The organism is Paenibacillus sedimenti, from assembly GCF_014534655.1.
Taxonomy (GTDB): Bacteria; Bacillota; Bacilli; order Paenibacillales; family NBRC-103111; genus Paenibacillus_E; species Paenibacillus_E sedimenti.
The window spans coordinates 568,033-581,365 of the sequence record NZ_JACVVD010000004.1 but is presented as its reverse complement, the minus strand read 5'-3'; the positions used below and the strand labels follow the sequence as shown (position 1 = coordinate 581,365).

12 protein-coding genes and 2 pseudogenes are annotated in these 13,333 nt (G+C 49.5%); 9 read left to right on the top strand and 5 right to left on the bottom strand.

Annotated elements, in window-relative coordinates; genetic code table 11:
- The coding region (locus tag ICC18_RS15465; RefSeq protein ID WP_188175304.1) for a transposase at positions 1-249 on the bottom strand (249 nt) is incomplete at its 3' end.
- Positions 250-595: 346 nt separating this feature from the next.
- Here ICC18_RS15465 and ICC18_RS34545 point away from each other — a divergent pair.
- Positions 596-736 carry a hypothetical protein gene (locus ICC18_RS34545; RefSeq protein WP_312029535.1) on the top strand — a complete coding sequence of 47 codons (141 nt, stop codon included), beginning with the start codon at positions 596-598 and terminating at the stop codon, positions 734-736.
- A gap of 359 nt (positions 737-1,095) precedes the next feature.
- On the opposite strand, the gene ICC18_RS15455 is transcribed toward ICC18_RS34545, so the two are convergent.
- The 4 genes and pseudogenes from ICC18_RS15455 to ICC18_RS15440 form a co-directional block, all read right to left on the bottom strand.
- On the bottom strand, positions 1,096-1,464 hold the full coding sequence (locus ICC18_RS15455) for a thioredoxin domain-containing protein (protein WP_188175303.1): 369 nt from the start codon (positions 1,462-1,464) through the stop codon (positions 1,096-1,098).
- A 215-nt stretch (positions 1,465-1,679) separates the two neighbouring features.
- On the bottom strand, positions 1,680-2,045 hold the full coding sequence (locus ICC18_RS15450) for an IS110 family transposase (protein ID WP_223192578.1): 366 nt from the start codon (positions 2,043-2,045) through the stop codon (positions 1,680-1,682).
- A 48-nt stretch (positions 2,046-2,093) separates the two neighbouring features.
- Positions 2,094-2,291 (bottom strand): annotated as a pseudogene (locus ICC18_RS15445) (nitroreductase family protein); the annotation flags it as partial.
- A gap of 68 nt (positions 2,292-2,359) precedes the next feature.
- Positions 2,360-3,307 (bottom strand): DMT family transporter, encoded by a 948-nt coding sequence (locus ICC18_RS15440; protein ID WP_188175301.1) that lies wholly within the window; start codon positions 3,305-3,307, stop codon positions 2,360-2,362.
- Between the two features lie 168 nt (positions 3,308-3,475).
- Here ICC18_RS15440 and ICC18_RS34990 point away from each other — a divergent pair.
- From ICC18_RS34990 to ICC18_RS15405, 8 genes and pseudogenes are all read left to right on the top strand, one after another.
- Positions 3,476-3,657: pseudogene (locus ICC18_RS34990) on the top strand (GntR family transcriptional regulator); the annotation flags it as partial.
- Positions 3,658-3,891: 234 nt separating this feature from the next.
- Positions 3,892-4,074, top strand: a complete 183-nt coding sequence (locus tag ICC18_RS34985) for a DUF6602 domain-containing protein (RefSeq protein ID WP_446673943.1) — start codon at positions 3,892-3,894, stop codon at positions 4,072-4,074.
- Between the two features lie 749 nt (positions 4,075-4,823).
- Positions 4,824-6,485 carry a sensor histidine kinase gene (locus ICC18_RS34540; RefSeq protein ID WP_188175300.1) on the top strand — a complete coding sequence of 554 codons (1,662 nt, stop codon included), beginning with the start codon at positions 4,824-4,826 and terminating at the stop codon, positions 6,483-6,485.
- A 2-nt stretch (positions 6,486-6,487) separates the two neighbouring features.
- On the top strand, positions 6,488-7,906 hold the full coding sequence (locus tag ICC18_RS15425; protein WP_188175299.1) for a response regulator transcription factor: 1,419 nt from the start codon (positions 6,488-6,490) through the stop codon (positions 7,904-7,906).
- 312 nt (positions 7,907-8,218) lie between these two features.
- Positions 8,219-9,187, top strand: coding sequence for an ABC transporter permease (locus ICC18_RS15420; protein WP_188175298.1), 969 nt, complete (start codon positions 8,219-8,221; stop codon positions 9,185-9,187).
- Entirely contained in the window at positions 9,181-10,041 is an 861-nt protein-coding gene (locus tag ICC18_RS15415; RefSeq protein WP_188175297.1) for a carbohydrate ABC transporter permease, read from the top strand. Before ICC18_RS15420 ends, ICC18_RS15415 begins: the two co-directional genes overlap by 7 nt.
- Positions 10,042-10,131: 90 nt before the next feature.
- Positions 10,132-11,664 carry a type 2 periplasmic-binding domain-containing protein gene (locus ICC18_RS15410; RefSeq protein ID WP_188175296.1) on the top strand — a complete coding sequence of 511 codons (1,533 nt, stop codon included), beginning with the start codon at positions 10,132-10,134 and terminating at the stop codon, positions 11,662-11,664.
- Positions 11,665-12,191: 527 nt separating this feature from the next.
- Positions 12,192-13,145, top strand: coding sequence for a prenyltransferase/squalene oxidase repeat-containing protein (locus tag ICC18_RS15405; protein ID WP_188175295.1), 954 nt, complete (start codon positions 12,192-12,194; stop codon positions 13,143-13,145).
- The last annotated feature ends 188 nt before the right edge of the window (positions 13,146-13,333 follow it).

The following is a 13,333-nucleotide window of genomic DNA, read 5'->3' as shown; positions in this document are numbered from 1 at the left end:
TTTTCCCACCTCGGCGTAGAGTTCATCAATCTTCTGCTCGTATTCATTTTTCATTTTCGTAATGCCTTTGCGATCGTCGACGAATAATTGCGAAAGATTCTGTACCGCTTCCGTTTTCCACCGGTTGAGGACATTGGTATGAATTCCATGCTCCGATGCAAGTTGCGCTATAGACTTTTCTTCCTTCAAAATTTCCAGTACCAGACGTGCCTTTTCTTCAGGAGTAAACTTTCTTCTCGTGGATGCCATACAACTAAGAATCTCCTTTTTGGCTGTCTAGTTTCTATGTAGCATTATATTTAATGAGCCTACTGAGTAAAATTAGTGAAAAGTTTTCAGTAGATGTTAGGCAACAACCAGCGACAAAAGAAGATATTAAGGCTCTTCAAAACTTCGCTGTCATAGAAATCCCTTTGAGTATTTTCAAGTTGTTCGCGAAGCCACAGATGTTGAGATTCTTGTTGACAATAAAATTTACATCCGTATTTGGGCTCCGATAAGTTGTATAGGCTTTAATGAAGCGTATCGTATCCAAGAATATATTCCTAGTTCTGTGGCTATTGGTGATGACGAGGGTGGAGGAGCGTTGCTGTATATGAACCGACAAAAAGGGTTTGGACTTTATTTATGTCGGTTTGCAGATTTGGGAGTTGAAGAATCAAAAATGATAGCCCCTTCATTACGTGATTTATTAGTAAACAATATAGGGATTGAAGTGTTAACAGATCAAGAATAAAAGTCGAACTGCCTTGACTGACCGACGGCTTTGTTACGCTAACGGGTACAAGAGCTTAACCAACATGACGAGGCTGCCGGCAATTCGGCAGCCTGTTCAAGTAACGGGCAGGTTAGTTTAATTACGTCGCGAATATAATTATATATGCTACGCTTTATCACTAGTGGTCGCATATCCTTATGGGACACCCTGAATAAAGGTTATCGGAGAAAACGACCTCTTCTACGGGAAAAACTGGCAGCCTCGTTGAAGTAACGGGCAGATTACGCTGATGAGTTTTTCAATGAAATTCAAAAAAGCTCTGACCGCACGAATGCAGAATCAGAGCTTTCCTTCTCAGCTGACTTCAAAAGCCGACTTCAACAGCCGTTCTTATTATCCAGTGAACAATGTTCCCCTGCTGTATTTTGTATAAAATTCGTGCGAGCCAGGCGCTCTTCAAGCTCCTCGATGCCCATAGCTCCACCAAGTGAGATTAACTCATTCCTGTTACGGAGAAGTAGGGTAGGATAGCTATTTACCCCGAGATGCTTTACTTTGACGATGTCTGCGCGGGCTGCAGTAATTGCCGCTGGGTCATCCAAGAGTTCCAGGACTGCGTTTGGATCGATATTGTTAGCCAGGGCAATTTTATGATAAGTTCCTGGATCACTGAGGCTCATACCCTCGTAGTAGATTTGAGCATCAAAGTAACAGAAAAAGTCAACACTAAATAAGACGCAGTTCATTCATTTTTTTTAAGCGCCTGAAAGGTGGGTTGGTGAAATAGAGCTAGGAATTAGATGCAAGTGTTTCAGAGTAGTCTAAATTCTCCAGCCTACGAACGGCATACTATGAAAAGATTCAATTCGCTGAGCAATTTCCTGATCGAGCACCTCAACTTGTTCACCTGAAATATCAATGTGAGTTAATGTGGTTTTGATCATAAGCCGTTGATGAGGGTTTACATAGCCTTGAAGAGCAAATTCGAGTTCGTCCTTTTTCGCTTCAAGCTACGCCTAGCAAAGCTTGCTAGTTTTTCAGGATCATATTCGCCATCTGCAATGGCAAGCAGCATATCGAGAGAGGGAGACCCTAATATCTGAGACAACAGAGCTAAGTTTAATGTTCGCTCCTTGAGTACCTGCTGAATGCGGTTGTGTTGCCTTGATCTCTCTTCAATGATGCTGCGGCGATACCGAACAAGCTCTCGAAGTTCGCGTTGATTTCGATTTGGTATGAAACTTGCTTTAAGTAGTCCATGGCGGAGAAGTTTGGCGTTCAATTCTGAATCCTTAACATCTGTTTTACGTCCAGGTAATGCCTTCATATGCTGGGCATTCACTACTAAAAATTCAAGGCGAAAGCGTCATCACGATCCGGCTTCCACGGCAGATCTATAAACGGATTCAGCATTCCGATTAGCTACCAGATCTCCAAGTACGGCGACGACAGCTGAAGCTTCGACGATCTGCTTTTGCCCGTAAGCGACAGGCAGCAGCTTTTCTTTGGCCAATTGCTCCGTGATAGCGAGATATTTCCAATGTTGCAGATTTCATGCCGATGGGGCCTTGGCCGCAGCAGCAAACATTTCCATGATTTCTTGCTCATTTAACTATAGTTGGGGTCGAAATTGTTCTAGCGTTATCCGGCTTTTGCGCGATTTGTGTTTAGAACATGCCTCTCGCTTTTCTTCCCGAGGAGATTGGTTCCCATGACACCGGCAATAATAAGCGCAGAACCGGCGATATGGTACATTCTGACTTCCTCCCCAAGCAATAGCGCTCCGGCAGCGATAGACACAATCGTCGATAGATTGGAGAATACGCTCATTTTGGATGCTTCGATTCTGGACAAGGCATAGTTTGAACTAAGCGCCGTAACCAGTGTGGACAAGATGCCAAGATAGAGGATGGCCACGATAAACGTACCGCTGGCAAGCGGTGAGAACAATTGATCGAGCGTTCCTGCGGCGGCATGCCCGGCAAGTGACGCGGCAAGGAAGGAAAGAAAGGCAATGCCCAGCATGACATACGTAATCTCCGCAGGACTGAACGATTTGAGCAGAAGCCTCGCGAGCACGCCGTACCCTGCCACTACCAGACAAGACAGGAATAAGAGAACAATCCCCGTCATGTTGGACCAATCGATGCGGCTGCCTTTCATGATAAAGATGAACAGGACTCCGCTGACCGACAGACAGATGGATAGCTTTTGTAGGAGGGTGGTCGTTTCCTTCAAAAACAGGAACGCCAGCAGCACCGTTAAAACCGGTGTGAGAGCAAACAGAATGCCCCCTTCGCTGGATGTGGCATGCTGCAGGCCGTAGGATTGGAGCGTGAAAAATCCCAGCGGATACAGGGTGGCCAAGAGCAGCACCTTGTGAAGCTTCTTCCCGCGGTAGTTCAAACGGACCCGGCCCAGCAGGACGGGAATGGACATAACGGCGAAGGATGAGGCAAACCTGAATGTCAGCGTATCCAGGGGCTCAGCGAATTCGAGAGCAATCTTAGTGAATAAAAATGAAAATCCCATGATCATAGCATTAATAACCGAGCATAGATAAGCAAGTTTCAATCCGGATGGATTCATCGAAGCAAGGGCCCTCCTTAAACAAATAGAGTCATGTTCGCGAACATGGAGCTGATACTTGAAATGGTAAAACGAAATGCAGATACCAACAACAACAAATTTCCAGAACTGTATCGATACAGTTGACCGAGTATCATATAATAGCTAGAGGAAAGAGAGGAGAGCGGTATGAAAAGATATTCGGATGTTCTCTCCGATAAGGAGCAAAAAATTAACGAGGGCAATTCGTTTCGGGTCAAAAACTGCCTTCCGTCCGAAATGCCGCGAAGCTGTACGGGTGTAGCGTCAGCACGATTACACGGGCATATACGGAATTGAAGAAACGCCACGCCATTTACTCGATTGCTCAAAAAGTGCAGATCTTGTTCGCCGCCATAGAGGAAGTCGAGAAGCAAGAAGTAGGAACGCACGGTGGCCGAGATCTTCACGAGCTAGGTCAGTCCTCTGCCATCATTAGTGAAAAACTGAAGCATGCCGTCAAGCAATTGGAAGTGCGCCTGCAAGAGAAGCCAAAAGACAAGCCGCTAAAGAAGGCGGTGCGCACACTCCGCAAGGACTTGCTTCCTAACCTCCACAAGTACAAGATGCAAGAAGCGATCTTAGGCACGAGAAAAGGAATCAATTCTAGGAATATTATTAGGAGGCATATGCCTTCTAATATTGACGTTGGTAGAGGATTCATATTAACGAAAAAGGGATGTTCAACACAAATAGATATTTTGTTAACTTACAATACATATCCTGTGTTGTTTCGCGAGGGGGACTAAATAACGGGCCTTAAAAAAGAGCGGAACTGCGAAGGTTCATAAATCACAGAAACAACGATTCTGTATGAAATTTCATATAAAATCGGGCTCTTCGCTTCAATTAGAGCTTTTGTGTATGATTTTTCGTGTATAACTATGGAAAATACCGTTTGAAGGATAAATCTGTATGATTTTTCGAGTATATATATGGGGGAACGATAGTTTCGAATTGATCGCTAATTGTTTAGGTGGTTTTTCTTATGGTTAGAAATCAACAATGAAGAATAACAAAGCCTTATTAATAATTTGATATTTGATTTGTTTTTCTTAATGAAATCTAAAAGCAGTCAGTGGAATGAGCCAGAACCGCACCTTGCTCGTATCTGATGTATTGAGCTTTGCCGCCATTTTTCTGTCGATGTAGCCCCCTGATAAAAATCTCATCAGCGAGATTAGCTGCGTGCATTTTATGATCCTCAGCTTCTAAAAGTATAACTTTCATCGCTTCTTGCAATGCATTTTTTGGTGTCCCTGTATTAACTTCCTGTTCTATACACTTCAAATTTTAATCAATGTTATGACAATAACGGAGCCAAGCGGGTTTGCGGGCTCCATTTTCTAATTCATTCAGAAATATCACATTTCTTTATTCTGAAGCTCAAGTGTCCTCTCCGCCTGGGCTCAATCTTTTTCCCTCAAATCATCTCTCGTCTACTAAACTGTATTATAATAGACTCACTAACAAATATTCCCGGAGAGGTGATGGAGCAGTGTCGACATGGTGGAACCGATTCGTCCCCAAGCGGCTGGGTAACCGGTTGTTCCTGGCATTCCTGCTGCTGATTTTACTTCCTCTGCTGTCGTTCCAGATTTACCAATACAGCCGGATCGAGTCGCTGCTGCGGTGGGAGATGAACGTGAAGAGTCTTCAGCAAGCGGAGTTTATGAAGAAGACGCTCCTGGACCTGAGGCTGAACGTTTATGAGATGTATGTGCAAATGGAGCGATCGCCGGCGATCCACGAAGTCTTTCAAAGTCCCGAGACGATGGACGCATTGACAAGGGCAGGAAATATCCAAGGCTGGCTCGAAGGGCGTTCGAAGGTCTATGACCATATACAGTTCGTTCGGGTCGTTATCGCGGACGATCGAGGGAACGTATATAAATGGAATACGGGGGCCGAGGTGGATGCGCAAAAGTTCGTACAGGAGGAAGGCTTTGCCCATCTTACCGAGTCGCAGAGCACTTGGTGGCATCCTAGTGGCAAAACGATGTATTCCGTCCTTCGAACCTCCATCGATAATAAGCCGATCGGCTGGCTGAAGCAGGAGATAGACTTCGAAGCGTTGCTATACGATATATCGCGAGGGCTGCTGCTGCAACAGTTGTATTATTTGATGGACGAACAAAGGGTAATCGTGGCCACGACCGGAAGATTAAGCGCTCTCCCTGAAGAGGCAGGCTTCGTCACTCATCGGTTGGAGCTGCCGGGCACCGAGCTGGAGTTAATCAGCAAGCTGCCGCTGGATCAATATTTCGGTGACCTGGAGAGCTTGAAGCACCAAGCTCTTCTTACGATTGCTCTGCTTGCGGTCGTATTCGGCGTCATTACGTATGTTACCGCTTCCGCTATCACCCGTCCGCTCAACCTGCTTCAGCGGAGGATGTCGGAGGTGGTGTCGAAGCAGTTCAACACGCATGTGCCGGCGGCACAATATCGAGGAGAGCTGCGGGATCTTGCCGACTCCTTTAACGGAATGGTGAAGGACCTGCAGAAAGCGGTGCAGCAGCTGAAGCTTGAAGAACGCCAGCGCGAGGCAATCCGGTTTCAGATGCTGATGCAGCAGATGAATCCGCATTTTTTGCTGAATACGCTGAATACGATCAAATGGAATGTGACCAGCAAGAACGACATGGAGACGGCGGAAATCTGCGTAGCGCTTGGACGGCTGCTTGAGGCAAGTCTGAATGACGATGCGGATCTGATCTTCCTGAAGAACGAGCTGGAGCTGCTTCAGGCATATGCACACATCCAAAACTTCCGATACGATCAGCGCTTCAAGTTTACGATTGAGCATGAAGAAGCGCTTGTGCATACACTGGTTCCGAAGTTAAGCCTGCAGCCGCTAGTTGAGAATTGTATTGTGCACGGCCTGCAATTTATGAAGACCGGCGGCGAGATCACGATCCGGATTTACCGGGACGGCGTTACGCTGGTTATGGATGTTGAAGACAACGGCATCGGGATGGAGGCTTCCAGTCAGCTGCCGCGCTTGTCCAAGCGCAAAGGGATCGGTGTCGCGAATCTCCGGGAGCGGTTGCAGCTGCTGTATCGCGAATCGGCTTCACTGGAGATGATCCTGCTGGAACAAGGGACCCGTGTCCGCATTCGTATGCCGTTCTTATATTCGAAGCCGTATTCGGAGGTGTAAAGATGACGTGGAAGGTACTGATGGTGGAGGATGAGCCGTTTGTTCGCAGAACATTGATCAATCAAATCCGTTGGCGGGAGCTCGGGTTCGAGCTAGCGGGGGAGGCGGAGGACGGAAACGAGGCGATGGCGTTCATCCGGAGCAAGCAGCCGGACCTTGTTATCTCGGACATCATGATGCCCGGTATGAATGGTCTGGAGCTTCTCCGGCAAGCGAAGCTGGTGTCCGATGCGAAGTTCGTCATGCTCACGTGCGTGAACGAGTTCGAATATGCGCGGCAGGCGCTGGAATACGGCGCTTCCGGGTATTTGCTGAAGCTGTCCGCCAATGAACAGGCGCTTGGGCAGATGCTGGAGAAGATCGACCGCGAGCTCAGTCAGGAAGCGGACCGCAAGCAGCGTCACCGGCATATGCAGATGAACTCCTACACAGAGAAACTGTGGTCGTATATCGAAGATCTGGTCGAAGATAGCACGCTGGCGCCGCCTGACGTTCCCGTCGATTTTCCACGGTTCGCGGCGGTATTGTCCGTACTCGGCGATCAGACTGAGACTCCAGAGGCGTTAGAATCGGAAGACGCCGATTGGCTGAAGCATTCGTCGTGCGGCCAAGTGAGCTTCATCGGCTGGTCGGACGATGCGGACGCACTATCTCCGGCCGGTCTTGATCTCCGGTTTTGTCCCCTGGCGTTCCCGGTGGAGGGGCTGCACGAGGCCTGGCTGCGCAGTCTGTATGCGCTGAATCCGGAATGGTACGGCAGGACGGATGGTCGAGCGGCAAGCTCCGTAGGAGAGACCCGCTATCCGTGGCGTACGGAACGCGAGCTGATTCGCGCACTTGAGTTTACCGAATGGGATCGAGGACGCGCCCTGCTTGAAGAGCTATGGCGAGAATTGGAGGCGAACGACATTCTGTTCGTCCATGTCGTCCAAACCGCGGAACGCTTGGACCGAACGTTCGCACGTTTGCTGGGCCGGCCGGCGTCGATGGAATCGCACTCGATCCAGAAGTTTCCCCGGCATAGAGAGTTGCTCGTTCGGTTGAAGTACAAGCTGGAGAACGACATCCGAACGGCGGTGTTGCGGCAGGAAGCCGTAACGGATCGGGACGATATCAACACGATCATTGCCTACATTCACAGAAATCTCCGCGAGAACATTACGCTGAAGTCGATGGCCAAGTTGGTCAATATCGATGAGAATTATTTGAGTGCGCTATTTCCCAAGAAGACGGGCGAAACGCTCATTAACTATGTGCAGAAATGCCGTGTGGAGAAGGCGAAGAAGCTTCTGCTGGAGACGGATCTCAGCTTGACGGATATTTATGAGCAGGTCGGTTTCGTTAACGAGAACTATTTCTTCCGGATTTTCAAACGGTGGACCGGTGAGACGCCGGGCAAGTTCCGCAAGCGAGACAAGTAGTGGTCGATTATTCGGGTTAAACGTACCGTAACTGCGCAGCGTGAAATTGGCCGATGATTGACTTCCAGATCGTACTTGACTTACGGTGAGAAACCAGGTGCAGGGAGCATGCTCCTTGCACTCTTTTATTTCTACTGGATTTGGCCAATCCACCATTCCGATTAAGAATCTTCTCCTTATGCAGAAACTCAAAATCGTTCAGTTTTTTTGCGAAACCTCTTCATTATCCGACACTCTTAGTCTTGGTATAGTGGAAGCAAGAAGTCTGAAACATCCTAGCGTGGGAACTGGAAGAGGAAGGTGGTGATCGGAATGAGAGAACGGACAGCCGCGGCTTCGGGCGGACTTGTGGCGTACAAGCGCCGGACGAGGACCTCCGGGTTGTGGAAATCCATTTGGTCGATGAAAGCGCTGTATATCATGATGCTGCCAGGACTGGCCTTCTACGCCGTGTACAAATATTATCCGATGTACGGCATCTTGATCGCGTTCAAGGATTACAACTTCGGGGCAGGGCTTCTGGGAAGCTCTTGGGCGGATCCATGGTACAAATATTTTCAGCAGTTTGTCGAGTCCCCCTACTTTACCCAGTTGATGAGCAACACATTCGTCATTAGCTTATACAAGATCGTATTCGGCACGATTCCGCCGATCGTCATGGCGCTCTTGCTGTACGAATGCCGCTTCAAGCGGTTCAAGAGCTTCATTCAGACGTTAAGCTATATGCCGCATTTTTTATCCTGGGTCATTATATATGGAATTGCGCTGGCTTTCTTCTCCGAATCGTCCGGTGTAGTGAACAAGTGGATCAAGGAAGCCGGGATGAACTCCATCCCCTTCCTGACGTCTACGGAATGGTTCCGTGCGGTGCTGATCGGCAGCGACATCTGGAAAGATATCGGCTGGGGAGCAATTATCTATCTGGCAGCCATGTCTTCGATCGATGCGTCGCTGTTCGAGGCCGCCAAGGTGGACGGCGCCGGCCGGTTCCGGGTCATTTGGCATATTACGTTGCCGGGTATACGAAGCGTTATTATCCTTCTGCTTATTCTGAAGCTGGGCCATATTCTTGACGCAGGCTTCGAGCAGATCTACATCATGTACAGCGTGAAGGTGTATCCGGTCGCCGATATTATCGATACGTGGGTATTCCGCACCGGTCTGGAGCAGATGAATTTCAGTCTCGCGGCGGCGGTCGGCCTGTTCAAATCGCTGATCGGACTCGTGCTGGTGATCGGCTCCAACCAGCTTGCGAAGAAGTGGGGGGAGAACATATGGTAAGAAGCCGTCAAGACGTTATCTTCGAGATGGTCATTATCATCTTGCTGGCGCTTGCAGGCGTCGCTGCTGTCTTCCCTTTACTATTCGTGCTCAGCATGTCGCTCACCCCATACGAAGTCGTGATTAAGAACGGCGGCTTCGTGCTGCTGCCGAAGGAGATTACGTTGTTCGCTTACGATTATTTGTTCAGCAAGCCGGCAATGCCGAAGGCGTTCATGGTTAACGTTACGATTACCGTCCTAGGCACGCTGGTCAATATGATTCTGACCGTACTTCTCGCGTATCCGCTCAGCAGGCGGAACCTGCGGGGACGAAGCGTCATCCTGTTCTTGATCGTATTTACGATGATGTTCAACGGGGGCTTGATCCCTACCTACTTCGCGGTTCAGACGACCGGCCTTCTCGATACGATCTGGGCGATGATTGTGCCTTCGGCGGTATGGACGTTCAATTTACTCATCATCAAGACGTTCATGGAAGGGCTGCCTCAAGAGTTGTTTGAATCAGCCAGGATTGACGGTGCCAGCGAATGGCGGGTCTTGGTGCAGATTGCGGTGCCGCTGTCGATTCCGGCCATGCTTACCGTCGGATTGTTCTATGTGGTCGGTCATTGGAACGAGTTCTTTCAGGCCATTATGTATGTTCAGGACCGGGACCTCCAGCCGCTGCAGGTCATCGTCCGGGAAATTTTGCAGGCTACGCAGAACGAGAATATCAATGCGGAAGAGACACTACCGACGCCCACGCTGCAGATGGCGGCCGTCGTCATCGCAAGCGCCCCTGTCATCGCGGTCTACCCGTTCATCCAGAAGCACTTCACGAAGGGAATGCTGATCGGTGCGATCAAAGGTTGATCTACTCAGGCCGACCCAGTTCTTGGCTCCGGCCGGCTGGTTTTAAACATATAAGCATTCTACTATTCACTCGAAAAGAGGGATCTGAACATGCAAAAGTTAAAATGGATGCAAAGCACTCTTGCCGTATCGCTCTTCAGCGTCACTGTACTGGCCGGCTGCAGCGGAGGCGGCAGCAAGGAAACCGGCACTTCACCGGCCGCTGGAGGCTCGTCCTCCCCGCAGGCAGCGAAATCGGCGGCTAAGTTTACGATCGAAATGTTGAAGGAAGGCGGCTCCTCGTCCATCCCGGCCGACGACTTCGTCAAGAAGCAGATCGACAGTAAGCTGAACGTGGATTTCAAGCTGAATTTGATCGCGAACGGGCCGGACATGGATAATAAGCTGAATGTGCTGGCCGCTTCGAATAATTTGCCAGATCTCATGGAGATTAAGAACAAAGCGCTGTATCAGCAGCTCGCGAAGAATGGCCTGCTTCTGGATCTGGAGAGCTACATGGGACAGTTGAGCGGCGTGAAGAAGCTGATCGGGGACGACGGCTTCACCAAGGCGAAGGTGAATGGCAAGACGTACGGCTTCTCCAGAACGCCGAGTTTTGTCCCTTATACGTACTGGATCCGCAAGGACTGGCTCGACAAGCTCGGGATGAAGATGCCGACGACGATGGATGAGCTGTACGAAACGGCGAAAGCGTTCGCAGAGAAAGATCCGGACGGAAACGGCAAGAAGGATACGTTCGGCCTAGTCGGCGATTTCGCCAATGTCATGGCGCCGATGTACGGCTATTACGGTGTCGGCCTGCCGGGGGCTTTCTACAACAAAGGCGACAAGATGATCAACAGCTTGTATGACCCGGATATGAAACAAGCGCTTGAGACGATCAACAAGTTCGTGGCAACGCCGGGCGTATTCGAACCGGAATTCACGAGCGCGAAAGTGACAACTGCGCAAGACAAGGCATTCAAGGGTCAGGCCGGTATCTTTTTCGATCAATGGGCCAGCATAATGAAGGACGATCAGGTGAAGACCTGGAAGACGGCGAACCCGAAAGCGGAATGGGTCATTCTTCCGCCGCTGCAAGGCGCCAAGGCGGTGCGCACGGCCAATATCGGACCGAACGGTTACATCGCGATTCCGAAGAGCCTGGAGAAGGATAAAGACAAGCTGAGCCGCATCTTTGAGCTGCTGAACTATGTGTCCGAAGGCGAAGGGTTGAACCTCGTGCAGTATGGGGTGCAGGACGTGCACTTCAAGCTCGAAGGCGGCAAGGCGAAGCTGACCGAGAAGGCCGGCGAAGCCAACTATACTTGGCTGTATCAGATTACGGGGCGCCCGGAGATGGAATATTTGTCGACAAAGTTTCCGAATCAAGCGACCTATATTCAAGAGACTGCGAAGTTCCCGGAGATCAAGAACTACGGCCCGAATGTCGATACGCCGAACGGTTACAATGCAGCAGACGCCAATCGTTATGTGCAGGAGGAGTTGCTGAAGTTCTATATAGGTAAAACGCCGATCGCCGACTACGACAAGTTTCTGAACACGCTTGAGACGAAGTTCAACTACAAAAAGCTTCTGGAGCAAGGTGATATGCAATTGAAGGAGCTTGGTTACGCGAAGTAAGCGATTGACTGTAAGAGGCTGTCCCAAAAGCCATAATAATGGCTGAGGGACACCCTCTTTTCATTTTGCGTCTATTTCATTTTCCGCCAATAACAGCCGCATCCTTCAATTCTTCCAAAGAAAATCTCAGAAAATCAAAAGTATGGTGAATATCGCCGCTATCTTGAAAACATTCCGGTCTGGGCAATTCGACTAATGAATCATCTTATTCACTATATGATTCATTCCTCCGATAGATTGGACGAGTATTCCTCCGCAACTCACCATTTCAATCTTGCAAGTTCAAACGGGATATACCGTCACCAGCAGGGGGACAAGTTGATATATAAATGGGTATCCCCAGACTATTCAAACCATGTAATTCTAAATAAGTAAACCAGGTTTAGTTCTGGGATGTGTAATTAAGAACGGGCAGGATAGTTTAATCACTTCGCGAATATAAATATATGTAAATATTTACCGATGGTCGAAAACAGCCAAGGAGGGTACGTAGTATGAACTTGACCAAAGTGAGGAGTAACCATTAGATGACTACAAAAAACCCCGAATGGCAAATCCCGAAGCCAAAGAAATCAGTATTAGAGTGGCTGCTTGACGCGGACCCAGCGATCCGTTGGCAGGTGATGCGTGACCTAACCAAAGAGCCCGATGACTATGTTGCCACAGAGCGGTCGCGGATTGCCTCGGAAGGTTGGGGTGCCCGGGTCCTCGGCCTGCAATCTTCCGAGGGCAACTGGGGTGGTGACGCCGACGCACGGAACTGGCTATGCACGAGCTACACCTTGCTGCTTTTGAAGGACCTAGGCTTGGATCCGTCGGGTGAGGAAGCCCGCAGATCGATCGGCCTCGTGCGTGATCACATCACCTGGCCGCGGCAAATGGGCGGCCGGCCCTACTTCGACGGCGAGACCGAGCCCTGTGTCAATGGTTGGATCCTTGGAGTGGGTGCCTACTTCGGAGAGTCAAGCGATCGGCTAGTCGATCGACTCCTCGGAGAGCAACTTAAGGACGGAGGCTGGAATTGCGACGCCCCTCAAAGTCGACGATCCTCGTTCCACAGCACCATCTGTGTCCTGGAAGGACTATTAGAGTACGAAAAGGCTAAGGGTGAAACTGCTGCGGTGACCGAAGCCCGCGTCCGGGCACAAGAGTACCTTCTGGAGCGTCGCATGTTGAGGTCTCTTTCATCCGGCGAGGTGATCGATCCAAAATGGACGCGGTTTTCGTTCCCGACCACGTGGCATTACGACGTGCTGCGGGGTCTGGATTACTTACGCAGCGCCGGTGTCGAACCCGATGATCGGGTCACCGAGGCAGTCGGTCTGGTGGCGAAGAAACAAGATCATAACGGGAAATGGCCGCTCGAGAACACTCACCCCGATCGAGTTCACTTCGACATGGAAGGTGTGGAAGGCGAGCCTAGTCGTTGGAACACACTCCGCGCCTTACGAGTGCTGGACTGGTATTCAACACGACACTAATGCATCTGATGGAAGAAGACTAGTAACTAACCGCTGGTGATGCAGATGACGGAGATTATTGTGAGTTACCGTTAATTTTAACGGAGAACAATAACTCAATAAAAGTGGATCACTTCAAAAAAGCAAAAAACCTTAGTAAAGATTACCAAGGTTTTTTCTTTCAAATTTATCGATATTTTTCAACGTTT

Bases quoted from the DNA above. Each gene is read 5' to 3' on its own strand.
- ICC18_RS34545 (WP_312029535.1), top strand. From the start codon at position 596: ATGAACCGACAAAAAGGGTTTGGACTTTATTTATGTCGGTTTGCAGAT.
- ICC18_RS15455 (WP_188175303.1), bottom strand. From the start codon at position 1,464: ATGAACTGCGTCTTATTTAGTGTTGACTTTTTCTGTTACTTTGATGCT.
- ICC18_RS15450 (WP_223192578.1), bottom strand. From the start codon at position 2,045: ATGAAGGCATTACCTGGACGTAAAACAGATGTTAAGGATTCAGAATTG.
- ICC18_RS15440 (WP_188175301.1), bottom strand. From the start codon at position 3,307: ATGAATCCATCCGGATTGAAACTTGCTTATCTATGCTCGGTTATTAAT.
- ICC18_RS34985 (WP_446673943.1), top strand. From the start codon at position 3,892: ATGCAAGAAGCGATCTTAGGCACGAGAAAAGGAATCAATTCTAGGAAT.
- ICC18_RS15425 (WP_188175299.1), top strand. From the start codon at position 6,488: ATGACGTGGAAGGTACTGATGGTGGAGGATGAGCCGTTTGTTCGCAGA.
- ICC18_RS15420 (WP_188175298.1), top strand. From the start codon at position 8,219: ATGAGAGAACGGACAGCCGCGGCTTCGGGCGGACTTGTGGCGTACAAG.
- ICC18_RS15415 (WP_188175297.1), top strand. From the start codon at position 9,181: ATGGTAAGAAGCCGTCAAGACGTTATCTTCGAGATGGTCATTATCATC.
- ICC18_RS15410 (WP_188175296.1), top strand. From the start codon at position 10,132: ATGCAAAAGTTAAAATGGATGCAAAGCACTCTTGCCGTATCGCTCTTC.
- ICC18_RS15405 (WP_188175295.1), top strand. From the start codon at position 12,192: ATGACTACAAAAAACCCCGAATGGCAAATCCCGAAGCCAAAGAAATCA.